We start from the raw sequence: 22,427 nt of genomic DNA on the forward strand, positions 1-22,427 counted from the left end.
CTCTGGTTCGGCTAAGCCGGAATAACCGACCCGTTTGGGGTGGTGTTCCGCACGCCGCCTGCTTCGCATTTTCCAAGATTTCCGCTCAGTTGGAGCATACGTCATGTTTCGCTATTTCGAGAATCTCGTCGATCCTTTCATCGCCTATGACGAGACCGATACACCGCCCACCCGCCTGTGGCCTTTTCTGCTGGACTATTCTCGCCCGTTCCTGCGGGTCTTTTTCTGGACCGCGCTGTTGTCTGTCATCGTGGCCGGGGTCGAGATTGCGCTGATCTATTATATGGGCCGCGTGGTCGATGTACTGAACGGTGAACCGGCCGAGGTCTGGGCGCAGTACGGTACCGAGTTCATCGTGCTGGCGCTGTTCGTACTGCTGATCAGGCCCGCGCTGCATGTGGCCGATGTGCTGCTGTTGAATAACGCGATCCTGCCCAATTTCGGAACCCTGATTCGCTGGCGCGCGCACAAGCACGTGTTGCGCCAGTCGGTCGGCTGGTTCGAGAACGATTTTGCCGGGCGCATCGCCAACCGGATCATGCAGACCCCGCCAGCGGCGGGTGAAGTGATCTTTCAGGTGTTCGACGCCATCTCCTTTTCGCTGGCCTATCTTCTGGGCGCGGCGGTCTTGCTGATGGCCGCCGATATCCGGCTGTTGCTGCCGTTGCTGATCTGGTTCGCGCTTTACGCGCTGCTGGTGCGCTGGACCATCCGGCGGGTGGGGCCTGCGTCGCAGGCCGCTTCTGACGCGCGCTCGACCGTGACCGGGCGGGTGGTGGACAGCTATACCAACATCCACTCGGTCAAGATGTTCGCCCACAGCAATCATGAGCTCGAATACGCCCGCGAGGCGATCGAGGAAACCCGCCGCACCTTTCAGGTGGAGATGCGGATCTTCACGATCATGGACGTGGTTCTGGTCACGCTGAACGGGCTTTTGATCGTTGGCGTCGTCGGCTGGGCCATCGCGCTCTGGATGCAGGGACAGGCAAGCGTTGGTGTCGTAGCTGCCGCTTCGGCCCTGACCCTGCGGCTCAATGCGATGACCGGCTGGATCATGTGGGCGCTGACCAGCTTTTTCCGGCAATTGGGCGTGGTGGCCGAAGGGATGCAGACCATCGCGCAGCCCATCGACCTGGTCGATGCGCCCGGCGCGGCGCCTCTGCGGCTGACCGAGGGCCGGATCGAGTTGCAGCAGCTTTCGCATCACTACGGGCGGGGCGCGGGCGGTCTAGACCGGATCGACCTGACCATCGCGCCGGGCGAAAAGATCGGCCTGATCGGCCGGTCGGGCGCGGGCAAGTCGACGCTGGTCAAGCTGCTGCTCAGGTTCTACGACCCCGACAGCGGCCGGATCCTGATCGACGGTCAGGATATTGCCCGGGTGACACAGGACAGCCTGCGCAGCCATATCGGCATGGTACAGCAGGACAGCGCGCTGTTGCATCGCTCGGTGCGGGACAACATCCTCTATGGTCGTCCCGATGCCACCGAGGAAGAGATGCTTGCCGCCGCCAGACAGGCCGAGGCGCATGACTTCATCCTCGATCTCGAAGACCCGCAGGGCAGGCGCGGATATGACGCGCATGTGGGCGAACGGGGTGTCAAGCTGAGCGGTGGCCAACGGCAGCGGGTGACGCTGGCGCGGGTGATCCTGAAGGACGCGCCGATCCTCCTGTTGGACGAGGCGACCAGCGCGCTAGATTCCGAGGTCGAAGCGGCCATTCAGGACACGCTCTATGGCATGATGCAGGGCAAGACGGTGATTGCCATCGCGCACCGGCTCAGCACCATCGCGCAGATGGACCGTATCCTGGTGCTGGATCAGGGCCATATCGTCGAGGAAGGCACTCATGCCGACCTCTTGGCGCGCGGCGGGGTCTATGCGCAGTTCTGGGCGCGTCAATCGGGCGGGTTCCTCAACACCGAGGCCGCCGAATGAGGCTGGCCGACGTCATCGACCCGTTCCGTGAGACGGACACGCCCCCGCCGCAACGGCTGGGGGCGTTCATCCGCTGGTGCCTGACCGGGGCCTGGCCCGCGCTGTTTGCAGCGGCGGCCTTTTCGGCCCTTGCGGGCATGTTCGAGGCGGGTACGGCCTGGATCCTGGGTCAGGTCATCGACACCGCCGTCGACAGCGGGCCAGGGGGCGTCTTAAGCGCCGAGAACCTTGGCCCGGTCCTGTGGGCGGCGGCGTTCTTCATGCTGATCCGCCCCGCGGCCTTTGGCCTCTCGGCGTTGTCGAACAACTATATCGTCATGCCGAATATCACGCCGCTGGTACTGGCGCGGCTGAACCGCTGGACGCTGGGCCAGTCGGTCAGCTATTTCGACGACGATTTCGCTGGCCGCATCGCCCAGAAACAGATGCAGACGGCCAATGCCCTGGCCTCGGTCGTGTCGGAAACCATCAGCGCCGTTGTCTTTGCCCTAGCCTCGCTGGCGGGCAGCCTTGTGCTTTTGGGGGCAATCCATCCCTTGGTCATGGTGCCCTTTGTCCTCTGGTTGGGGGTCTATTTCACCCTGGTTCGCTGGTATCTGCCTCGCATCCGCAAACGCTCGTCGGCACGGGCAGGCGCGCGGGCGATGGTGTCGGGGCAGGTGGTCGATACGATCACCAATATCAAGACGGTCAAACTGTTCGCACATGCCACGCAAGAGGATAGCGCCGCCCGTCAAACCATGGTCGAATTGCGCGAACGCTCGCTGGATTTCGGGCGGCTCTCGGCCAGTTTCCGGTTCATCCTGATGTTCCTGGCGGGTGTCCTGCCGGTACTGCTGATTGGGGCGACGCTGTTCCTGTGGCAGGGCGGACAGGCCAGCGCGGGCGATATCGTGGCGGCGGGCTCTGTCTCGGTCCGCATCGCGCAGATGACTGGCTGGGTCAGCTTCACGCTGATGGGGCTCTACGCCAATGTGGGCGAGGTCGAGAACGGCATGCACACCCTGGCCAAGGTCGTGCGGATCGAGGATGCGCGAGGTGCCACCGAACTGGCCGTGATCCGAGGCGAGATCGTGTTCGACGATGTGGGGTTCGCTTATGGCCGCGAAACCGGCGGGGTCGAGGCGCTGAACCTCACCATCGCGCCGGGAGAAAAACTGGGTATCGTCGGCGCATCGGGGGCGGGCAAATCGACGCTCGTGTCGCTGCTCCTCAGGCTCTATGACGCCGAAACCGGTACGATCCGCATCGATGGCCAGGATATCGCGACCGTGACACAAGACAGCCTGCGCCGCCAGATCGGCACGGTCACGCAGGAAACCGCGATGTTCAACCGCTCGGCCCGCGACAACATCAAGTATGGCCGCCCCGAGGCCACCGAAGAGCAGATGATCGCCGCCGCCAAAAAGGCAGAGGCGCATGAGTTTATCCAGTCACTCGCGGATGCGCGCGGGCGCAGCGGCTATGATGCGCATCTGGGCGAACGGGGGGTCAAGCTCAGCGGCGGTCAGCGGCAGCGCATCGCACTGGCTCGCGCCATCCTCAAGGACGCACCGATCCTGGTTCTGGACGAGGCCACCAGCGCGCTTGACAGCGAGGTCGAGGCGTCGATACAGGCCGCATTGCACCGGGTTATGGAAGGCAAGACGGTGCTGGCCATCGCGCACCGCCTGTCGACCCTGTCCGAAATGGACCGGATCGTGGTGCTGGATCAGGGCAGCATCGTCGAAAGCGGCAGTCACGATGCGCTGTTGGCCAAAAACGGGCTTTACTCCCGGTTCTGGCATCGTCAGTCGGGCGGGTTTATCCGGACCGAGGCGGCGGAGTAGGGGCTTTCCCGGCGCCGCGCGCCCCTGTATCAGGCAGCCATGACACAGGAAATCACCATCACCCGGTTGGGCCATCAGGGCGACGGTATCGCCCCCGGACCGATCTATGTGCCGCGCGCCCTGCCGGGCGAGGTGGTCAGCGGCACGCCCGAGGGCGACACGCTGGCCGAGATGCAGGTTGTCACCCCCTCGCCGCACCGGGTTTCGCCGCCCTGCCGCCATTACCGCGCCTGTGGTGGTTGCCAGTTGCAACATGCCTCGGACGCCTTTGTTGCCGACTGGAAACAGGATGTGGTGCGCGCCGCGCTCAGCGCACAGGGAGTCGAGGCCGCGCTGCGCCCGATCCACACCTCGCCGCCCCGGTCGCGCCGCCGCGCCACCATCTCCGTGCGCCGCACCAAGAAAGGCACGTTGGCCGGGTTCCATGGCCGCGCTTCTGATGTGATCACCGAAATCCCCGATTGCCAGCTCCTCGATCCAGCGCTGCTCGCCGCCATCCCGGTGGCCCAGGCGCTGGCGCTTTTGGGGGGCAGCCGCAAAGGGGTTCTGGCGGTCACGCTGACCCTGTCCGAGGCCGGGCTCGACGTGTCGGTCAGCGGCGGCAAGCCGCTCGATGGCCCGTTCGAGGCATCGCTGGCCCTGATCGCCGAGCAGCACGGGTTGGCCCGGCTTGCCTGGGAGGGCGAGGTGATCGCCAGCCGCCATTCCCCGGTCCAGCGTTTTGGCAAGGCGAATGTCGTGCCGCCACCCGGTGCCTTTCTTCAGGCGACCAAAGACGGCGAGGCGGCGCTGCTTTCGGCCGTGCGCGAAATCGTGGGAAGTGCCAAACGCGTGGCTGACCTGTTTGCCGGCTGCGGCACCTTCTCGCTGCCGCTGGCCGAAACCGCCGAGGTGCACGCCGTCGAAGGCGAGGCGTCAATGACGACCGCGCTCGATCAGGGATGGCGCCGGGCGCAAGGGCTGAAACGCCTCAGCACCGAGGCGCGCGACCTGTTCCGCCGCCCGCTGCTGCCCGATGAGTTGCGCCGTTTCGACGCCGTGGTGCTGGACCCGCCCCGCGCCGGGGCCGAGGCGCAGGTCACTGAGCTGACACGCGCCAAGCCGCCGGTCATCGCCTATGTCAGCTGCAACCCCGTCACCTTTGCCCGCGATGCCAAAACGCTGACTCAGGCCGGGTATCGCCTGAATTGGGTGCAGGTCGTCGATCAGTTCCGCTGGTCGGCACATGTGGAGCTTGCAGCCTCCTTCTCGCTTGCCCATATCGGCGGTTGAGGAAAAGGAGCATTTGGTATGCAGGTTCGCCAGCAGTTGCAGGCATTTATCGACCGTCCCCAATTCGGGCAGGTCATCACCCTTGTCATCATGGTCAACGCCGTGGTGCTGGGGATGGAAACCTCGCCCTATCTGATGCTGCACTGGGGCGGCCTGATCCTGGCGATCGACAATGCTTGTCTTGCCATCTTCATCGCTGAAATCGGGCTGAAGCTGGCGGCACAAGGGCGGCGTTTCTTTACCAACGGCTGGAACCTTTTCGATTTCACCGTGGTCGCCATCGCGCTGGTTCCCAGCGCCGGCGGTCTCTCGGTCCTGCGGGCGCTGCGTATCCTGCGGGTGCTTCGGGTGATCTCGGTCGCGCCGCGCCTGCGCCGCGTGGTCGAAGGCTTCATCACCGCGCTGCCCGGCATGGCCAGCGTGTTCCTGTTGATGACCATCATCTTCTATATCGGCGCGGTGATCGCCACCAAGCTCTTTGCCAGCAGCTTTCCCGACTGGTTCGGTGATCTGGGCCTGTCGGCCTATACGCTGTTTCAGATCATGACGCTGGAAAGCTGGTCGATGGGAATCGTCCGCCCGGTGATGGAGGTCTACCCCTATGCCTGGCTGTTCTTTGTCCCCTTCATCATGATCACCACGTTTGCGGTGGTGAACCTGCTGGTGGGCCTCATCGTCAACTCGATGCAGGACGCCCACCATGCCGAAGACGGCGTGCGCACCGATGCCTATCGCGACGAAGTGCTGACACGTTTGGATCAGATCGAAACTCGTATTAAGATGCTCGGCGAAACCAAAAAGTGATTTTGCAAACCAGAGATTCGCCGCTATGCGGTGGCTCAAACAAACATAGGGCAGTGAGAACAATGGATCGTCGGCATTTTGGTCTGGCCGCAATCGCCACCCTGGGCTTGTCGGCCTGTGGCAGCGGGAACAGCAAGTTTCGCCGGTATTACGGGCCTGCGGTCACCTCGGTCGTGATCAACAAGGGTGCGCGCAAGATGTACCTGTTGAACGATCAAAAGGTGCTGAAGGAATTCAAGGTCGATCTTGGATTCGCCCCGGCCGGCCACAAGCAGTTCGAGGGCGACGGCAAGACGCCCGAAGGCACCTATCTGATCGACCGTCGCAACCCCAACAGCAAGTATCACCTGTCGCTGGGGATCTCGTACCCGAACGCGCGCGACGTCGCATATGCCCAATCGCTGGGCAAACGGCCGGGCGGCGAAATCTTCATTCATGGCGAGCCGAACCTGCTGCGCGAACGCAAACGGGCGAAAAAAACCCAAGATTGGACCGCGGGCTGCATCGCGGTCAAGAATGACGAGATCGAAGAGATCTATGCCATGGTGCGCGACGGCACGGTCATTACCCTGCGCGCCTGACTGCTGCCGGTCCCGGTTGTTCAAAGACCAGACCATTCTTTGGCGAGACCCACACCGTCGTGGCGCCGGTGCTGCGACGGGGGTCCACCTGAAACCCGATATCGGCCAGCAGATGCGGCCCACTTTCGGCCAGGCGGACAAGCTCGGCCTCCAGCGTTGCGCAGTCCAGATCTGGCTCGTGTCTAGTAAAGCTGATCCATCCAAAGGGCCAGACGCGCCCGTGCGGCTGGGTTTTGGTGCGTGTCGGTGAAGTATCACACAGTACCATAGCGTTTCCTGTCATAGGCTCTTTCAAGCCTTAGATTGGGCACGCATGTGCTTGCCTTCAACGCAAGCTTTCTCGTAGCATGGACCAGGAAACCTGATCCAAAGGATTTGCGATGCGATTGCCGCCGCTGAACGCATTGCGCGCCTTCGAAGCCGCCGCGCGCCACAACGGCTATATTGCCGCGGCCGAGGAACTATGCGTGACCCGGGGCGCTGTCAGCCGCCACATCAAGCTGTTGGAGGAGCATCTGGGCGTCTCGCTGTTTCACCGCAACCACCGGGGCGTTGACCTGACCGCAGCGGGGCGGCAGCTTCTGCCGGTGTTGACCGAGACCTTTGCCCGGATCGCGCGCGAAGCCGAACAGATCTCTGCCATGACCCGCGATGTCCGGATCATCTGCCCGCCCGCGCTGTCCATCCGATGGCTGTTTCCGAGACTTGAGCAGTTCCAGGCCGCGCATCCCGACATCCGTGTTCGCCTGACCACCGAGTTCTACAGCGCCAAGGGATTTGACGGCACCGAATACGATCTTGGTGTTTCGGTCGAACATGTTCCGGGCCGGTCCGCCGAGATTGCCAGTATGCCGCTTTTTCCGATGGTTCTGGCCCCGGCCTGTTCGCCAAAGCTTCTCAGCCAACAGCGGCTGACCTCACCGGCAGACCTGGTGCGGATGGTCCTGCTGCACGAAACACCACAACGCCGGGACTGGGCGCATTGGCTGAGCCATTTTGGCGTGAAGGGCGTGGATGCCAGCAGCGGCCCGACCTTTCCCAATCTGGATATGGCCGCCAGGGCCGCCGTGATGGGATCGGGTGTGGTCATGGCGGACCTTGCCCTGTGTCGCGAAGAGCTGAGGGCCGGGACGCTGGTGCTGCCCTTCCCCGAGATGACCTGTGTCACACCGCAAGGGGGCTATGTGCTGATTGGTCGGCGCGAGCGGTGGGACAAACCCCATCTGCGGGCGTTCCGCGATTGGGCCGCCAGCACCTGCGCCGATCTCGCTCCAGATCTCACGACCTAGCCGACCGTTGTCCGGTCTGACCATTTGCCAAAGCCGAAAACGATATAGTCGCGCTGATACACATCCGCCGCCAGCGCCTCGAGCGCGTCATCATAGATATCGGCCAGCGAAACCGGTGTATCGGCTGGTGCCATGGCGGGTTCGGGCGGTTCGGTATGACCAAACCGCCGTGCCAGCGCCGGCAGGGCCTCGGCCATTTCATCCTCGCGCAGGATCAGGTCGGGGTTGACGAAATCCGAAAAGCTGCCGATGGCCTGCGCCTGGCTGCACCATGACCCGTCAATACGGATCGCGGTCTGCCCGGCCAGGTTCATCCGCAGGAATTCCAGAAACGCCTCGAACGCGGCGCGGTGATCGGCGCGGCCATAGTCGGCACCGGGCGTATCCTCGGGGATGGGCAGGTTGAACTGCCGCCGCAACGTGTTGCGGACCTTGGTGAAACAGCCCGGCCCCTTGTTCAGGATACGATAGCAAAAGGCCGCATGCGCCCGCGCCAGCGGGTGCCGGACCACGGTGAAACAGCGGTGCCCCTCGTTGCCCTTGAGCCATTGGCGCACCTGTTTCTGGTTCAGCCCGGTGCCCAGTGCCGCGTCGACCACCCCATCCAGATCGGCCATCCAGCGCCGCACCTCATCCTCGGGCCCGCCCCGGACCGGCAGGTACATCAGCGGCGTCACCGCGCCGGTGACATAGGTTGGCACCGCCGGACCTCGGCGCGGTTCAAAATTCGGGGTCCGGGTCAGGTTGAACCGGTCCAGACCGCTCAGCGACTGGATCATCTCGTCGGCATTGACCACTTTCGAGGTCAGAGGGCTGGGGTTCTGCCGTTTCAGACTGTCGTCCAGCCCCTCCAGCCGCGCCGGAACGCCCAGCCACTGCGCCAGACCGTTCAGCACGCCAAGGTCCTGCAAGTCTTCATAGGCGATGTAGAACGGCGTCTGACCGCCGCGTTGCAGGCTGTTCAACAGGAATACCTGGAAATCCTGCAACTCCTCGACATGGCGAGCGAATTCCTCGGCATCGAACCGGGCCTGTGCCTCTTTCCGTTTCTTGATATTGGTCAGCTTCCACTGACCGGTCTCCTTGGCGATCTTCCAGGACACATAGCTGTCCAGCGGATTGCGCGTCAGGATGATCTTGGCGCAGCGCGGATCGCTTAGAACCGTATCCAGGATGCGCGGATCGTGGTCATGGAAATAACGAAACCCGCCCAGAATGCCGCGCGCATCCCGGATCGCATCCAGCAGGCACTGGGGGTCGGCATCGCGCATCGCCTGACTGATTTCCAGGATCTCGGTCTTGTTCGGATAACCGATGAAATGCGGATTGAACGCCTCGCCGAAACAGCCCACGCCATCCAGCGCGTTCAGGTTGGTTTCGAGAAAGTTGGAGCCGGTCCGCATCTCCGCGAACACGACAAAGTAATCAAAGGGGCTGCTCATTCGGGCTTATCGCACCAGATAGGGTTTACGGTTCGTTTTCGGCGTGTTGACCGGCGGCTGTTCAACCGGGAAATCACCCATCAGATAGGGGTGCATGCCCTGGTTCTTGAGGTTTTGCAGGAACTGTCCGAAGCCGGTTAGGTCGACCATTGTCGGCACCTCGGTCAGGCGGCGGGGGTTGGCGGGCCCGATCTCGTCCACGATGGTCTGGATCGGTTCCATCGGCGCCTCGATGAATTCGGCCATGGTCCAGATGCGCACGCGCGCCTTGGTCCAGACCGATCGCAGAATCTCCAGCTGCTTGGTCTCGGTCTGTTGCAGCTTGGCCGCTTCCTTGCGGATATCGGCGAAATTGCGGTTCAACTTGAACAGTGGCACCGCCCAGGCGCCGGTGATCACCGAGATCTGCGCATTGGGATCGCGTGCCAGCAGCCAGTTGATTTCCTGGTTGTCGGCCGGGCCAAACTGGAAGCACTGCCGCTCACCCCGTGTGTTCCAGATCAGCGAGGTCAGAAAGCTGATCGGATTATAATCGCGGATCGCTGCGTTGTCGCTGAGCGCGCCGTTGATCATCGTCTGGCCGCCCGCGAACTCCACCCGCTCGGGGCCGAACAGATGGCCATGCACCCGCGCGCCGGTGGCCCGCGCCAGCCAGGGTTCGAAATCCTCGAACAACTCGGTGAATCCCTGGAACATCGAATACGGGTTCGAGGTCAGGCCGTTCTCGTTACCGTGCCGGGGAAATCGGCTCTGCATATACAGCCCGTCACGCCCCCGGGTCCGCCGTTCGACCGCCTTGGCAAAGATGCGGTCGATCTTGCCCGGGTTCGGCTCGGTTCGCTTCATCGCGCCCGTCTTGTCGGTCAGGAACGCATCGTACAGCCGGTGCGCGCGGGGCCAGATCTTGCGCGCGACGAAACAGTCGGACCGGCGCAACAGTTGCAAGTGATCGTCGTAGAAAATATGCGGCTTGCCCTGGAAATCGAACTTGGACAGGGTCAGCGAGCGGCTTTCGACGCTGCTCGAATATTGTCGGGCAAGAGTCTGGAAATAGCTCTCGTCGGGAATCCAGACCTTTTGGAAATAGCGGTCATAGGTCGACCGCTCGGGGTCTTGCAGGATCGCCGACAGGGTCTGACGGGTCAGGCACCACCACTGGCTGCCCATATGCGGCACGATACCCGCCGGAATCCTGCGTTTGAAACCAAGACGCCGTTGCAGGTTCACGTATTTGTCGAACAGCCAGCGCTGCTTTTTCCACGAGAACGGAAACCGCAGGGTGAATCGCTCGTGATCCAGCCCGCCCACTGTCCAGGGCACGTCCGCCGTGGTTGCGCTTTCGATGAAATCCGTGCGCGGACGGCTGGCAAGATAGTCGATCAGCTCTTGCACCGGGCGCAGCGGCAGGCACGAACCCGACGCCAGATAGACATGCCGGATGTCGGGAAACTCGGCCAGTATCAGCTCGGACGCCGATTGCGACGCGGCCACGATCCCCCATGTACCCCAGTCACAGCGGTGGCGGCTGCAAAACCGGATCAGCGGATCCTGGATGCAGGCGTCGTGAAAGGCGCGATAGGTTTTGCGCGGAACCTTCTTGTCGACATGGATGACCACCGGACAGCCCGAGGCGGTCCAGTGACGCGCCACCTGCTGGGCCCTGTCCAGCGCCGTATGAACCAGCATCACGATACCGACCGTGCTCATGCCCAGTTCCCCTTGGACATGAGGCCCAGAATCTCAAGCTGGCGCCAGTTGATGTATTTTTCGGACCACTTGCACCACAGGTCGGGCTGCGATTTCACCGTCTCGGCATAGGCCGTATATTCGACCGAGTTTGCGTAATGCTGTTTGCGCGTCAGCTCCTCGGCCGCCTTCTGGGTAAAGGTGTCCAGGAACTTGGTGTGCAACAACGCGCCGCTGGCCTTTTCGCCGCCCCATTCCTCGTAGACCTGGTTCAGGCCGCGCGGCAACAGTGCATGGGTCGAACTGACATAGACATAGCGCTTGTCCCACTTGACCAGCGGTATCTTGTTCAGCGCCGGCGCCTTCTTGGGCCGGTCGGGAAAGAACACCCGGCTGCGCGGGCCGCCCTGAATCCACAGGTTGCCGTAATCGGGGTTCTTCTTGATCGTGTAATTGCCGCTGTCGAACCAGTTGGCGATATCCAGCGGATTCTGGCCCTCGACATAGGGCGTCTCGTCGATCTTGCCCTTGGGATAAAGGTCGATCAGCATGGCGCTGAACGACCGGATCGAGGAATTGTCCAGCCAGTCGGTCAGGGCCTGGATCGGCCGTGTGTCGCAGAATGGGTAGATAAAGAACTCGTCCGGGTCGACGACCAGCACCCAGTGCCCGTGGGCATAGGTCCGCTTCAGCCAGTTCATCCAGTCGACGCCAAAGGTCGCCGACTTGTAGCTGTGGGTGGTATGCCAGACCGAGACATCCGACTGGCCCGACAGATAGGCAAGTGTACCATCCGTGCTGTCGTTGTCGACGATCAGGAAATGATCGATCCCCATATCGCGGTAGTAGCGAAGGAAGTACGGCAGGCGGATCTTCTCGTTTCGCACGGTGCTGACCAGCAGGACATCGCCCGGACGGATGGCGGCGGTATTGTTCTGGACCGATCGCAATTCGCGCGACTTGCGCAGGCAACGCAAAAGGCGGCGCTTGCGCCGCACCCGCATTTTATACGATCCCCAAAGGCTCACGCTGTTATCCAACCATCAATCTATGCGCGCCCGCCCGCACCAAAACACCAGAAAACCAAGTGGTACAGGCCGTTTATGTCACCGAAACATCTTTCAGGGCAACGGGTTTAGGAACCGTTACGCCGGGCTTGACAATTCTGCCACGAAATTCCCCGCTCTCTTGTTGTATTCTGGCTATTTCTCACAACTAAAGGGGGAAATCAGGCCAAGCTCCTGCAATTGCCGCCACCCGGTCAGCCGAACCGAGGCCGGGGTCCAGAAATCTGGCGAGGCCATCAGATCGTCGTAATAGTGATCGAAATCCGCCGGGGCATGGAAATGCTGTTGCCGGGATTTTTCGGTCTCGGATCTGGAAACAATGTCAGGCAGCAGCTTGGTATGCAGCAACACCCCCGAGGGCGCGGCGCCCCCCGGCCCGCCATAGGCGTCGTTCAGATGCCGGGGCAGGGCGGAATGGCAGGAATTCACATAGGCATAGCGCCGGTTCCAGCGGACCAGCGGGATCTTGTTCAGCGTCGGCGAACGCAGCGGCTCATCCGCAAAGAACATCCGCTCGCGGGCGCCGCCCTGAACCCACAGGTTGCCCATCGGCTGTTGCCGCCGGGCGCGATAGGGTCCGGCGTCAAACCAGCACAAGATCGCCAGCGGATCGTCCCCGGCGGCAAAGCTCTGCGCGCCCACCGGACCCTTGGGATAGAGGTCCAGCATATGCGCGCCAAAGGTGTCGTGCCCTTCGCTGTCCAGCCAGCCAGCCAGCCTGTGCAAGTCGCAACGATCATGATCGGCATAGATCAGCAACTCGTCGACATCGACCATCAGGCTCCAGTGCCCGTGCGCGTGCCGCATCTGCAACCATGTCAGCCAGTCCAGCCCGAACCGCGCCGCGCGATAGCTCGCCCTGGTTTGCCACAGCGACACGTCCGGCTGCTCCGCCAGCATCTCGACGCTGCCATCGTCGCTGCCGTTGTCGACCATCAGAAAGTGATCGACGCCCAGTGTCCGGTAGTGTTCCAGAAAACCGGGCAGGCGCAACGCCTCGTTTCTGAGCGTGGTGAAAGCCAGCACATGACCGGGCCGGATCGTGTTGGTCCGGTCCGCCAATAGGGTCAGCGCATGCCGGCTGCGAAATGACCGCCAGAGCAGCCGACGCCGTTTCCATCGCAGCCGATAGGCATCGGCCCATCCGATCGGCTGCAATGTCGGCGCTGGGCTGATGGTCATCGTGCCCCTCGCGCTATTCCAGCCCCATCGCGGCCATCATGCCCTCGATCCGGGCCACGTCAGCGGGGTTGTTCAGCTCCCAGAACTGCCGCCCGCGGGCCTCGACCTCGACACACAGAACCTTGCGCCCGTTTTCCATGAAACGCAGTTGCTCCAGTCCCTCCAGCGTTTCCAGCGGTCCCATCGGCCAGGTCGGGTATTCCGCCAGCGCGCCGGGCCGATAAGCATAGACGCCCACATGGTGGAACACCGGGGTCGGCGCGTCATCAGCATAGACTTCCGAGGTATAGGGGATCACCTCTTTCGAGAAATAAAGCGCGCTGCGGTCGGTGGCGAACACCGCCGTGGTGCCGCCGACCCGGCCATGCTTGCGGTCGTTCAGAAAGCTGTTCAGCGCCATCCCGTCACAACGCAGGACCGGCGTGGCGATATCGGCCTCGGGCGCGGCGCGCAGCCCCGAAATCAGGTCTTCGACAAACCAGTGGGGCGTCAGCGGCGCATCGCCTTGCAGGTTGACCACGATGTCATGCCCGGCTCCCAGCGCCGCATGCGCCTCGGCGCAGCGCTCGGTGCCGTTGACGCAGTTGGACGAGGTCATGACGACCTCGGCCCCGAACCCTTCGGCCACCTCGCGGATGCGGTCGTCATCAGTGGCGACCACCACCCGGTCGGCGCCGCTCACCGCCATCGCCGCTCGCCACGAGCGTTCGATCAGCGTCATCGCCTTGCCGCTGGCGCCGGTCAGGCTGACCAGTGGCTTGCCGGGATAGCGGGTCGAGGCATAGCGGGCGGGAATGGCGATGAGGACGGACATTCAGGCTTCCTTGAGCGTGACGCTGGGCGCATAGGCGATGAAGAACGGGTTGGCATAGCCGTCCTTGCCATAGACCAGCGGCTGGTGATTGTCGAAACGTACCACCTTGCCCCCGGCTCCGGCCAGAACCGCGTGACCGGCGGCTGTATCCCATTCCATGGTGCGGCCAACACGCGGGTACAGATCCGCCTCACCCGTGGCCACAAGGCAGAATTTCAGCGAGGAACCGGCGCTCTTGCTGTCCTTGACGGCGTATTTGCCGATGTAATCCTCGGTCGCCTGGTCGCGGTGCGATTTCGACGCCACCACCATCAGCGCGGCATTGTCTGCCTGCGCCACCCGGATCGGAGAGAGGTCACCGGGGGTTTCCTTGTCCAGCGCGCCGGTCTCCTCGACCGATGAACCGTCAGCCAGAGTATAGAACATCCGCCCCTTGGCCGGGGCATAGACCACGCCGCGCGTGGGCGTGCCGTTTTCCACCAGCGCGATATTCACCGTAAAATCGCCACGCCGGTTGATGAATTCCTTGGTCCCGTCCAGCGGATCGACGATCAGGAAGGTGTCGCCCGTCTGACTGTGCGAGGCGGCCTGTTCCTCGGTCACCAGCAGGATATCGGGGAAGGCCGCCCTGAGCCCGGCCGAGATCAGCGCATCCGCCGCCTCGTCCGCCTCGGTCACCGGGCTCGCGTCAGACTTGACCTTCACATCGAAATCGTCGGCGTTGTAAATCTCCATGATCTTGTCGCCTGCTTCCAATGCAAGACGCCGAATGACAGGAATAAGGTCGGTGTAGGTCACAAATTTGCTCCGGTTTGGTGATTTGTTGATCTGCAATGCAGCTGCCCTTATGCTGTGATTGCAAGGGATCGGCAAGAATTCCATGTAATTTTCAAAGGCAGAGCAACAGGAACTGGCAGCGTGTTCAAATTCAGGCAGCATAATTCCCTACTGAGCGGTGCCTTCACCATGGCCGAGCTCATCTTTCACAACGTGGTCCGCAGCGTGCGCCAGGGCCATTCCAACGCCTATGTCGCCTTGGGCAAGAACATGATGCAGGTGCTGGTCTTTGTGCTGGTGTTCTACCTGATGTTCTCGATCCTGGGACTGCGCGGCTCGGCGATCCGGGGGGATTTCCTGCTCTACATCATGTCGGGCATCTTCCTGTTCATGGTGCATATCAAGACGGTCGGCGCTGTCTCCGGGGCCGAAGGGCCCAACAGCCCGATGATGAAACACGCGCCGATGAACACGATCGTGGCGATTCTGTCGGCGGCGATCGCGTCGCTTTATACCCAGCTGCTGACCCTGATCCTGATCCTGTTCGGTTATCACGTCGCCTTTACGCCGGTCTATATCGACGATTGGGGCGGCGCCTTTGCCATGTTGATGCTGGCGTGGTTCACCGGCTTTGCCGTGGGGCTGGTGTTTCTGTCGATCAAGCCCTGGGCGCCCACCTTTGTCGGCGTTCTGACCACGATCTACCAGCGGGCCAACATGATCGCCTCGGGCAAGATGTTCGTGGCCAACACCCTGCCGGGCTACATGCTGGCCATGTTCGACTGGAACCCGCTGTTTCACGCCATCGACCAGTGCCGGGGATTCGTGTTCAAGAACTACTTTCCGCACAACAGCAACTGGCAGTATGCGTTGTGGGTCGGGATCGTCCTGATCATGGTCGGGCTGATGGGCGAGTTCTATACCCGCCGGCATGTCTCGGCCAGCTGGTATGCACGCCGATGATCCGGGCGCTGGCGATACTGCTGGCGCTGGCCGGGGCGCCCGCGTTGCGGGCGGATCCTGTTCCGGCACTGTTCGATGTCACCGGCGTGGCCGCCAACGACGTGCTGAACCTGCGCGCCGAGCCGTCGGCCAGTTCCGAGAAACTGGGTGAACTGGTCGCCAATGCCACCGGGGTCGAGGTGGTGGACCTGACCTTTGACGGCAAATGGGGGCGGGTGAACGCAGGCGAGATCGCCGGATGGGTCGCGATGCGCTATCTGGCGCGGCGGCCCGATCACCCCGACCTCTGGCTGACCCCGCGTCTGGTCTGTTCCGGGACCGAGCCGTTCTGGTCCCTGACCATCGACCAGGGGGTTTCCGCCCGGTTCGATCCGATGGCGGATCAGGCGCAGAGCATGCCTGCCGGTACCTTGAAACCGGGGGTTGCCGTGGTGAACCGGTTCATGATCGCACTGGGCGACAACCTGGCCATCATCCGGCAGGAACAATGCCATGACGGCATGTCGGATCGCGCCTATGGGCTGGAGATTTCCCTGGTGCTGGGCGACTCGCTCTATTCCGGCTGCTGTTCGCTGGTGGCGGATTAAACCGCGACCCGCAGCGTCAGGTTGATCCGCCCGCCCTTTGGCAGCAACCGGGATGAGCCGAACCGGATCCGGTCGATCCCGTGATAGACCAGCCGCGCCGGTCCCCCCATCACCACCACGTCGCCCGAGTTCAGCCAGACCGATTCCGTCTTGCCGCCTCGCACCGTGTCACCGATGCGGAACAGCGCATCGTCGCCCAGCGACACCGACACCACCGGCCAGGAAAAATCCGCCTCGTCCCGATCCTGGTGCAGGCCCATCTTGGCGCCCTCGCCATAATAGTTGATCAGGCAGCAATCGGGCGTCCGGTCGTGTCCCGTGACGTCACGCCAGATGTCCAGAACCGGATCGGGGATCGCTGGCCACGCACTGCCGCGCGGATGTGTCGGCTGATAGCGATAGCCACCCTTGTCCGACACCCAGCCCAAACCCCCGGCCGAGGTCATCCGCACCGACATCGCCTTGCCATTGGCCGTCACCGGCGAAAACAGCGGTGCCGCCTTCAGCACCGGGCGCAGGGCGTCGATCAGCCGGACCTGGGCCGGGCCGTCCAGCGCGCCCTTGCGGATCTCGACGCCGCGCACCATCAGCCTTGTCATTCAACCCGGTCCTTCCTTGACGCAGCCTTGCCAAAAACCACGCAGATTCCCGAAAACCTGCAATTCAGCATGCTTGCAGCCCCTGTTTTCGCCCCCTATATACGCCGGGACGCGCCGTGGTGTAGTGCCATTGCGCAAACAGATCGGGGCCGGAATGCCAAAACGGGTTCGGGTTTCGAGCCATCGCCTTGAAGAGAAAGGGATCGAACAATGGGAAAAGTAATCGGTATTGACCTTGGCACCACCAACTCGTGCGTTGCCATCATGGACGGCGCCCAGCCGAAGGTCATCGAAAACGCCGAAGGGGCACGCACCACGCCCTCGATCGTCGCCTTCACCGAAGACGAGCGACTGGTCGGGCAGCCGGCAAAACGCCAGGCGGTCACCAACCCCTCGAACACCATCTTTGGTGTCAAGCGCCTGATCGGCCGCCGCGTCGATGACGCCGAGGTCACCAAGGACAAGAAAATGGTGCCGTTCAACATCGTGAACGGCGGCAATGGCGACGCCTGGGTCGAAGCCCGGGACGAGAAATATTCGCCCTCGCAAATCTCGGCCTTCATCCTCGGCAAGATGAAGGAAACCGCGGAATCCTACCTGGGCGAGGACGTGACCCAGGCCGTGATCACCGTGCCCGCCTATTTCAACGATGCCCAGCGTCAGGCCACCAAGGATGCAGGCAAGATCGCCGGTCTCGAAGTGCTGCGGATCATCAACGAACCGACTGCCGCCGCGCTCGCCTATGGCCTGGACAAGAAGAACAGCCAGACCATCGCGGTCTATGACCTTGGCGGCGGTACCTTCGACGTTACCATCCTGGAAATCGACGACGGTCTGTTCGAGGTCAAATCGACCAACGGCGACACCTTCCTGGGTGGCGAAGACTTCGACATGCGCATCGTCAACTACCTCGCCGAGGAGTTCAAGAAAGAGCATGGCGTCGACCTCAGCAAGGACAAGATGGCGCTTCAGCGCCTGAAGGAAGCCGCCGAAAAGGCAAAGATCGAGCTTTCCTCGACCACCCAGACCGAGATCAACCAGCCGTTCATCTCGATGGGCGCCAACGGCCAGCCGCTGCACATGGTCATGAAACTGACCCGCGCCAAGCTGGAAAGCCTGGTGGGCGACCTGATCAAGAAGTCGATGGACCCCTGCAAGGCCGCGCTCAAGGATGCCGGCATCTCGGCCTCCGACGTTGACGAGGTGGTCCTGGTCGGCGGTATGACCCGCATGCCCAAGGTCATCGAGGAAGTGACCAAGTTCTTCGGCAAGGAACCCCACAAGGGTGTTAACCCGGACGAGGTTGTCGCCATGGGTGCCGCCATTCAGGCCGGCGTTCTCCAAGGCGACGTCAAGGATGTGGTCCTGCTCGACGTGACCCCGCTGTCGCTGGGTATCGAAACCCTGGGCGGTGTGTTCACCCGCCTCATCGACCGCAACACCACGATCCCGACCAAGAAAAGCCAGGTCTTCTCGACCGCCGAGGACAATCAGAACGCGGTGACCATCCGCGTGTTCCAGGGCGAGCGTGAAATGGCCGCCGACAACAAGATCCTGGGCCAGTTCAATCTCGAAGACATCCCGCCCGCACCGCGCGGCATGCCTCAGATCGAGGTGACATTCGACATCGACGCCAACGGCATCGTGTCGGTCTCGGCCAAGGACAAGGGCACCGGCAAAGAGCACAAGATCACCATTCAGGCCTCGGGCGGTCTCTCGGACGAGGACATCGAAAAGATGGTCAAGGACGCCGAGGAAAACGCCGAAGCCGACAAGGCGCGCAAATCGCTGGTCGAGGCGCGCAACCAGGCCGAAAGCCTCATCCATTCGACCGAGAAATCGGTCGAAGAGCATGGCGACAAGGTCGACCCGACCACCGTCGAGGCGATCGAACTGGCCATTGCCGCGCTCAAGGACGACCTTGAAAAGGACGGCGTCAGCGCCGAAAAGATCAAGTCGGGCATCCAGAACGTGACCGAAGCGGCGATGAAACTGGGCGAGGCGATCTATAAGGCGCAGGCCGAAGGCGGCAATGACGAGCCGGCGGCGGCCGATGCCGAAGGACGCGACGACGACATCGTCGACGCCGATTTCGAAGATCTCGGCGAAGACAAGCGCAAGTAACCGGTCATCCGGGCCAGAACGGGCCGGTCCGTTCACCGGACCGGCCCGCATTCGTTGAGGCAGAAGGAAAATCGGATGTCAAAACGCGACTATTACGACGTGCTCGGGGTGTCCAAGGGCGCGTCGGCGGACGAGATCAAGAAGGCCTTCCGCACCAAGGCCAAGGAACTGCACCCCGACCGCAACAAGGACAATCCCGAGGCCGAGGCCAAGTTCAAGGAAGCGAACGAGGCTTACGACATTCTCAAGGACGCCGACAAAAAGGCAGCCTATGACCGGTTCGGCCATGCCGCGTTCGAAAACGGCACGGGCGCGGGCGCGCGTCCCGGTGGCGGTTTCGGCGGCGGCGATTTCTCCAGCGCGTTCTCGGACGTGTTCGAGGATCTATTCGGAGATTTCATGGGCCAGCGCGGTGGCGCTGGCGGCGGGCGCCGCGCCGCGCGCGGCTCGGACCTGCGTTATAACCTGCGGGTCACGCTCGAGGATTCCTTCTCGGGCATGCAAAAGACCATCAACGTGCCCACCGCCGTCAGCTGTTCGGCCTGCGAAGGGACAGGCGCCGAAGGCGGGGTCGAGCCGACCACCTGCCCGACCTGTTCGGGCATGGGCAAGGTGCGGGCGCAACAGGGGTTCTTTACCGTTGAACGCACCTGTCCCACCTGTTCCGGCCTGGGTCAGATCATCAAGAACCCGTGCAAATCCTGCCGGGGCGCGGGCCGGGTCGAAAAGGACCGCTCGCTCAGCGTGAACATTCCCGCAGGCGTCGAAACCGGTACCCGCATCCGCCTGGCGGGCGAGGGCGAAGCCGGGATGCGCGGTGGTCCTCCCGGAGATCTCTATATCTTTGTCGAGGTGACCAAGCACGACCTGTTCGAACGCGACGGGGTGAACCTCTACTGCCGGGTGCCGGTCAGCATGGCCAAGGCGGCGCTGGGCGGCGCGATCGAGGTGCCGACCATCGACGGCGGCCGGGGCCGGGTGCAGGTGCCCGCAGGCAGCCAGTCGGGCCGTCAGATGCGCCTGCGCGGCAAGGGCATGCCCGCCCTGCGCGGCGGCGGTATCGGCGACATGTTCATCGAACTGGCGGTGGAAACCCCGGTCAACCTGACCAGCAAGCAGAAAGACCTGCTGCGCGAGTTCGAGGAGCTGAGCGAGGACAACAATCCCGAGACCAAGAGCTTCTTTTCCTCGGTCAAGTCGTTCTGGGACGGGATGAAGGGCTAGGGGGCGCTGCCCCCGTCGCCTGGCGGCGACTCCCCCGGAGTATTTTCAGCGAAATGAAGACAAGGGCGGGCGCCATACGGTGCTCGCCTTTTTTGCAACGATTCGCTCTTGATTGTCGTCGCGTCACCTGAGATTGTCCGGCCAACCGTTGGGGTGCCCTGTGTGGGGCTGAGAGGCGCGATTGCGTCAACCCATCGAACCTGATCCGGGCAATACCGGCGTAGGGAACGGTCTCGCACTTTCGGACGTTTTCCATGCCCCCGTTGCCCCCGAACCGGAGTGACGGATATGACGGCGATTGCCCTGACGATTGCGGGGTCCGACAGCGGCAGCGGCGCGGGCATCCAGGCCGACCTCAAGACGATGTCGGCGCTGGGCGTCTATGGTGCCTCGGTCATCACGGCGGTGACCGCGCAGAACACACGCGCGGTGACGTCGGTACACGGCATCCCGGCGCAGGTGATCCGGGCACAGATCGACGCGGTTCTGGATGATCTCGATGTGCGGGCGATCAAGATCGGCATGCTGGCCACGCCCGAGATCATCAGCACCGTGGCCGATGCCATCGCCGGGTTTGACGGGCCCATCGTGCTGGACCCGGTGATGGTGGCGAAATCAGGCGATGCGCTTTTGGCCGAGGCGGCGGTGGCCAGCCTGCGTGACCGGCTCTTGCCGCGCGCAACCCTGCTGACGCCGAACCTGCCCGAGGCCGCGCGCCTGTTGCGGGCCGCGGATGCCGACAGCCCGGATGACATGGTCGCTCAGGCTCAGGCGTTGCTCGCCCTGGGCGCGGGCGCCATTCTGATGAAGGGAGGGCATGGCCGGGGGGCGGTGTGTCATGATCTGTTGGTGACACCGACCGGAATATTGGCCGAGTTCACCGCGCCACGCCGGGAGACCAAGAACACCCACGGCACCGGCTGTACGCTCAGTTCGGCGATCGCCGCCGGTCTGGCCAAGGGGCTGACCCTGAAAAGCGCGGTGCAAGAGGCGCATACCTATCTGCAAGGCGCGATAATCGCTGCCGACGATCTGCAAGTGGGCCACGGCCACGGCCCGGTGCATCATTTCCATCGGGTCTGGCCCGCATGACGCTTTGGTCGGTCATAGGCGCGGGCGTTGCCGGCCTGGCGGTAGCGACCGAACTGGTCGCGCGCGGCGCACAGGTGCAGGTGTTCGACCCCTCCGGCCCGCCCGGCCCGCATGGATGCAGCTGGTGGGCAGGCGGCATGCTGGCGCCCTGGTGCGAGTATGAGAACGCCGAGGAGCCGGTCCTGCGCCTGGGCCAGCAGGCGATCGGCTGGTGGGAGGCGCATACCACCGTCAACCGGTGCGGTACTTTGGTGCTGGCCAATCCGCGCGACCTGCCGGACCTGCGCCGCTTTGCCCGCCGGACCGAAGGGTTTACCGAGATCAGTCATGCAGAAATTACAGAGTTAGAGCCTGATATCAATGCCTTCTCAAAGGGTCTCCATTTCCCAGACGAGGCGCATCTGGACCCGCGCCGCGCGCTCTCGGACCTTTATCGCGGCCTCATTGACAAGGGGGTCGCGTTTCACCGCAAACCCGCCCCCGCCGGTCTGGAGAATGCCATCGACTGCCGTGGCCTGCACGCGCGCGAGGTGCTGCACGACCTGCGCGGCGTCAAAGGAGAGATGCTGGTCATCCGCGCGCCAGATGTGGCTCTAACAAGACCAATTCGCCTGCTGCATCCCCGCATGCCACTTTATGTCGTGCCGCGCAGCGACCATGTCTACATGCTGGGCGCGACAATGATCGAGAGCGAGGACAGCGGCCGTATCACCGCGCGCTCGATGCTGGAACTCCTTAGCGCCGCCTATGCCCTGAACCCCGCCTTTGGCGAGGCCGAAGTGTTGGAAATCGGCGTCGATCTACGCCCCGCCTTTCCCGACAACCTGCCGCGCATCCGGCGGCTGGGGCGGACCATTTATGCCAATGGCCTTTATCGCCACGGCTATCTTCTGGCGCCCGCCTTGGCGCAGGGGGTGGCCGACCTGGCGCTGAACGACACACATACGGAGTTGGTCGATGAAGATCGTGATTAACGGCGAGCCGCGCGAGGTCGAGGCCGAAACCCTGGCCGCACTGCTGGCCGAATGCGGCCTGTCGGGCCGGGTAGCCACCGCCGTGAACGAAAGCTTTGTGCCCTCGTCCCTGCGCGGCGCGCATCGGCTGCATGATGGTGACCGGGTCGAGGTGCTCGCTCCGATGCAGGGGGGCTGAG

General features: G+C 63.0%; 21 protein-coding genes and 1 riboswitch. Of the genes, 13 read left to right on the forward strand and 8 right to left on the reverse strand.

Annotated elements, in window-relative coordinates; all coding sequences use genetic code 11:
- The first annotated feature begins 103 nt into the window (after positions 1 to 103).
- The 5 genes from G0P99_RS15915 to G0P99_RS15935 all read left to right on the forward strand — a co-directional run bounded on the left by G0P99_RS15915 (position 104) and on the right by G0P99_RS15935 (position 6,428).
- Positions 104 to 1,942 (forward strand): ABC transporter ATP-binding protein, encoded by a 1,839-nt coding sequence (locus G0P99_RS15915; RefSeq protein ID WP_164131472.1) that lies wholly within the window; start codon positions 104 to 106, stop codon positions 1,940 to 1,942.
- Complete coding sequence (locus G0P99_RS15920; protein ID WP_164131473.1) at positions 1,939 to 3,771, forward strand: ABC transporter ATP-binding protein; 1,833 nt, start codon at positions 1,939 to 1,941, stop codon at positions 3,769 to 3,771. Before G0P99_RS15915 ends, G0P99_RS15920 begins: the two co-directional genes overlap by 4 nt.
- 39 nt (positions 3,772 to 3,810) lie before the next feature.
- Positions 3,811 to 5,043: a class I SAM-dependent RNA methyltransferase gene (locus G0P99_RS15925; RefSeq protein ID WP_164131474.1), complete on the forward strand. Its 1,233-nt coding sequence runs from the start codon at positions 3,811 to 3,813 to the stop codon at positions 5,041 to 5,043.
- An 18-nt stretch (positions 5,044 to 5,061) separates the two neighbouring features.
- On the forward strand, positions 5,062 to 5,847 hold the full coding sequence (locus tag G0P99_RS15930) for an ion transporter (protein WP_164131475.1): 786 nt from the start codon (positions 5,062 to 5,064) through the stop codon (positions 5,845 to 5,847).
- 62 nt (positions 5,848 to 5,909) lie between these two features.
- Positions 5,910 to 6,428, forward strand: coding sequence for a murein L,D-transpeptidase family protein (locus G0P99_RS15935; protein WP_164131476.1), 519 nt, complete (start codon positions 5,910 to 5,912; stop codon positions 6,426 to 6,428).
- Here the strand turns inward: G0P99_RS15935 and G0P99_RS15940 are convergent.
- A complete protein-coding gene (locus G0P99_RS15940) occupies positions 6,412 to 6,696 on the reverse strand; it encodes a hypothetical protein (RefSeq protein ID WP_164131477.1) in 285 nt (94 codons plus the stop codon). The two genes, G0P99_RS15935 and G0P99_RS15940, sit on opposite strands and share 17 nt — an antisense overlap.
- 112 nt (positions 6,697 to 6,808) lie before the next feature.
- On the opposite strand from G0P99_RS15940, the gene G0P99_RS15945 reads away from it, so the two are divergent.
- Positions 6,809 to 7,717 carry a LysR substrate-binding domain-containing protein gene (locus tag G0P99_RS15945; protein ID WP_164131478.1) on the forward strand — a complete coding sequence of 303 codons (909 nt, stop codon included), beginning with the start codon at positions 6,809 to 6,811 and terminating at the stop codon, positions 7,715 to 7,717.
- Here the strand turns inward: G0P99_RS15945 and G0P99_RS15950 are convergent.
- The 6 genes from G0P99_RS15950 to cysQ form a co-directional block, all read right to left on the reverse strand.
- Positions 7,714 to 9,159 carry a nodulation protein NodH gene (locus tag G0P99_RS15950; RefSeq protein WP_164131479.1) on the reverse strand — a complete coding sequence of 482 codons (1,446 nt, stop codon included), beginning with the start codon at positions 9,157 to 9,159 and terminating at the stop codon, positions 7,714 to 7,716. The two genes, G0P99_RS15945 and G0P99_RS15950, sit on opposite strands and share 4 nt — an antisense overlap.
- 6 nt (positions 9,160 to 9,165) lie before the next feature.
- A complete protein-coding gene (locus G0P99_RS15955) occupies positions 9,166 to 10,866 on the reverse strand; it encodes a beta-1,6-N-acetylglucosaminyltransferase (RefSeq protein ID WP_164131480.1) in 1,701 nt (566 codons plus the stop codon).
- Entirely contained in the window at positions 10,863 to 11,849 is a 987-nt protein-coding gene (locus tag G0P99_RS15960; protein ID WP_164131704.1) for a glycosyltransferase family 2 protein, read from the reverse strand. The genes G0P99_RS15955 and G0P99_RS15960 overlap by 4 nt, the downstream gene beginning before the upstream one ends.
- Positions 11,850 to 12,047: 198 nt before the next feature.
- Positions 12,048 to 13,094 carry a glycosyltransferase family 2 protein gene (locus G0P99_RS15965; RefSeq protein ID WP_164131481.1) on the reverse strand — a complete coding sequence of 349 codons (1,047 nt, stop codon included), beginning with the start codon at positions 13,092 to 13,094 and terminating at the stop codon, positions 12,048 to 12,050.
- Between the two features lie 13 nt (positions 13,095 to 13,107).
- Entirely contained in the window at positions 13,108 to 13,908 is an 801-nt protein-coding gene (locus G0P99_RS15970; RefSeq protein ID WP_164131482.1) for a manno-octulosonate cytidylyltransferase, read from the reverse strand.
- Positions 13,909 to 14,706, reverse strand: coding sequence for a 3'(2'),5'-bisphosphate nucleotidase CysQ (gene cysQ, locus G0P99_RS15975; RefSeq protein WP_164131483.1), 798 nt, complete (start codon positions 14,704 to 14,706; stop codon positions 13,909 to 13,911).
- Between the two features lie 168 nt (positions 14,707 to 14,874).
- Between cysQ and G0P99_RS15980 the strand changes: the two genes are divergently transcribed.
- Both G0P99_RS15980 and G0P99_RS15985 read left to right on the forward strand, forming a co-directional pair.
- Positions 14,875 to 15,648: an ABC transporter permease gene (locus G0P99_RS15980; RefSeq protein WP_164131484.1), complete on the forward strand. Its 774-nt coding sequence runs from the start codon at positions 14,875 to 14,877 to the stop codon at positions 15,646 to 15,648.
- Positions 15,645 to 16,235, forward strand: a complete 591-nt coding sequence (locus G0P99_RS15985) for a COG3650 family protein (protein ID WP_164131485.1) — start codon at positions 15,645 to 15,647, stop codon at positions 16,233 to 16,235. Before G0P99_RS15980 ends, G0P99_RS15985 begins: the two co-directional genes overlap by 4 nt.
- Here G0P99_RS15985 and G0P99_RS15990 read toward each other — a convergent pair.
- Entirely contained in the window at positions 16,232 to 16,834 is a 603-nt protein-coding gene (locus G0P99_RS15990; RefSeq protein ID WP_164131486.1) for an alpha-ketoglutarate-dependent dioxygenase AlkB, read from the reverse strand. The two genes, G0P99_RS15985 and G0P99_RS15990, sit on opposite strands and share 4 nt — an antisense overlap.
- Positions 16,835 to 17,044: 210 nt before the next feature.
- On the opposite strand from G0P99_RS15990, the gene dnaK reads away from it, so the two are divergent.
- The 5 genes from dnaK (at position 17,045) to thiS (ending at position 22,426) form a co-directional block, all read left to right on the forward strand.
- Positions 17,045 to 18,958 (forward strand): molecular chaperone DnaK, encoded by a 1,914-nt coding sequence (gene dnaK / locus G0P99_RS15995; protein ID WP_164131487.1) that lies wholly within the window; start codon positions 17,045 to 17,047, stop codon positions 18,956 to 18,958.
- 75 nt (positions 18,959 to 19,033) lie between these two features.
- Positions 19,034 to 20,182 carry a molecular chaperone DnaJ gene (gene dnaJ, locus G0P99_RS16000; protein ID WP_164131488.1) on the forward strand — a complete coding sequence of 383 codons (1,149 nt, stop codon included), beginning with the start codon at positions 19,034 to 19,036 and terminating at the stop codon, positions 20,180 to 20,182.
- A 139-nt stretch (positions 20,183 to 20,321) separates the two neighbouring features.
- Positions 20,322 to 20,426: riboswitch (TPP riboswitch) on the forward strand.
- A 44-nt stretch (positions 20,427 to 20,470) separates the two neighbouring features.
- A complete protein-coding gene (thiD, locus tag G0P99_RS16005; RefSeq protein WP_164131489.1) occupies positions 20,471 to 21,274 on the forward strand; it encodes a bifunctional hydroxymethylpyrimidine kinase/phosphomethylpyrimidine kinase in 804 nt (267 codons plus the stop codon).
- Positions 21,271 to 22,248, forward strand: a complete 978-nt coding sequence (locus tag G0P99_RS16010) for an FAD-dependent oxidoreductase (RefSeq protein ID WP_164131490.1) — start codon at positions 21,271 to 21,273, stop codon at positions 22,246 to 22,248. The genes thiD and G0P99_RS16010 overlap by 4 nt, the downstream gene beginning before the upstream one ends.
- Complete coding sequence (gene thiS, locus G0P99_RS16015) at positions 22,232 to 22,426, forward strand: sulfur carrier protein ThiS (RefSeq protein ID WP_164131491.1); 195 nt, start codon at positions 22,232 to 22,234, stop codon at positions 22,424 to 22,426. The genes G0P99_RS16010 and thiS overlap by 17 nt, the downstream gene beginning before the upstream one ends.
- The last annotated feature ends 1 nt before the right edge of the window (position 22,427 follow it).

Source organism: Ruegeria sp. PrR005, from assembly GCF_010500245.1.
GTDB classification, from domain to species: domain Bacteria; phylum Pseudomonadota; class Alphaproteobacteria; order Rhodobacterales; family Rhodobacteraceae; genus Ruegeria_B; species Ruegeria_B marisflavi.

Excerpts from the sequence above, each read along its gene's own strand:
- G0P99_RS15915 (WP_164131472.1), top strand. The coding sequence starts at position 104 with ATGTTTCGCTATTTCGAGAATCTCGTCGATCCTTTCATCGCCTATGAC.
- G0P99_RS15920 (WP_164131473.1), top strand. The coding sequence starts at position 1,939 with ATGAGGCTGGCCGACGTCATCGACCCGTTCCGTGAGACGGACACGCCC.
- G0P99_RS15925 (WP_164131474.1), top strand. The coding sequence starts at position 3,811 with ATGACACAGGAAATCACCATCACCCGGTTGGGCCATCAGGGCGACGGT.
- G0P99_RS15930 (WP_164131475.1), top strand. The coding sequence starts at position 5,062 with ATGCAGGTTCGCCAGCAGTTGCAGGCATTTATCGACCGTCCCCAATTC.
- G0P99_RS15935 (WP_164131476.1), top strand. The coding sequence starts at position 5,910 with ATGGATCGTCGGCATTTTGGTCTGGCCGCAATCGCCACCCTGGGCTTG.
- G0P99_RS15940 (WP_164131477.1), bottom strand. The coding sequence starts at position 6,696 with ATGGTACTGTGTGATACTTCACCGACACGCACCAAAACCCAGCCGCAC.
- G0P99_RS15945 (WP_164131478.1), top strand. The coding sequence starts at position 6,809 with ATGCGATTGCCGCCGCTGAACGCATTGCGCGCCTTCGAAGCCGCCGCG.
- G0P99_RS15950 (WP_164131479.1), bottom strand. The coding sequence starts at position 9,159 with ATGAGCAGCCCCTTTGATTACTTTGTCGTGTTCGCGGAGATGCGGACC.
- G0P99_RS15955 (WP_164131480.1), bottom strand. The coding sequence starts at position 10,866 with ATGAGCACGGTCGGTATCGTGATGCTGGTTCATACGGCGCTGGACAGG.
- G0P99_RS15960 (WP_164131704.1), bottom strand. The coding sequence starts at position 11,849 with ATGCGGGTGCGGCGCAAGCGCCGCCTTTTGCGTTGCCTGCGCAAGTCG.
- G0P99_RS15965 (WP_164131481.1), bottom strand. The coding sequence starts at position 13,094 with ATGACCATCAGCCCAGCGCCGACATTGCAGCCGATCGGATGGGCCGAT.
- G0P99_RS15970 (WP_164131482.1), bottom strand. The coding sequence starts at position 13,908 with ATGTCCGTCCTCATCGCCATTCCCGCCCGCTATGCCTCGACCCGCTAT.
- G0P99_RS15980 (WP_164131484.1), top strand. The coding sequence starts at position 14,875 with ATGGCCGAGCTCATCTTTCACAACGTGGTCCGCAGCGTGCGCCAGGGC.
- G0P99_RS15985 (WP_164131485.1), top strand. The coding sequence starts at position 15,645 with ATGATCCGGGCGCTGGCGATACTGCTGGCGCTGGCCGGGGCGCCCGCG.
- G0P99_RS15990 (WP_164131486.1), bottom strand. The coding sequence starts at position 16,834 with ATGACAAGGCTGATGGTGCGCGGCGTCGAGATCCGCAAGGGCGCGCTG.
- dnaK (WP_164131487.1), top strand. The coding sequence starts at position 17,045 with ATGGGAAAAGTAATCGGTATTGACCTTGGCACCACCAACTCGTGCGTT.
- dnaJ (WP_164131488.1), top strand. The coding sequence starts at position 19,034 with ATGTCAAAACGCGACTATTACGACGTGCTCGGGGTGTCCAAGGGCGCG.
- thiD (WP_164131489.1), top strand. The coding sequence starts at position 20,471 with ATGACGGCGATTGCCCTGACGATTGCGGGGTCCGACAGCGGCAGCGGC.
- G0P99_RS16010 (WP_164131490.1), top strand. The coding sequence starts at position 21,271 with ATGACGCTTTGGTCGGTCATAGGCGCGGGCGTTGCCGGCCTGGCGGTA.
- thiS (WP_164131491.1), top strand. The coding sequence starts at position 22,232 with ATGAAGATCGTGATTAACGGCGAGCCGCGCGAGGTCGAGGCCGAAACC.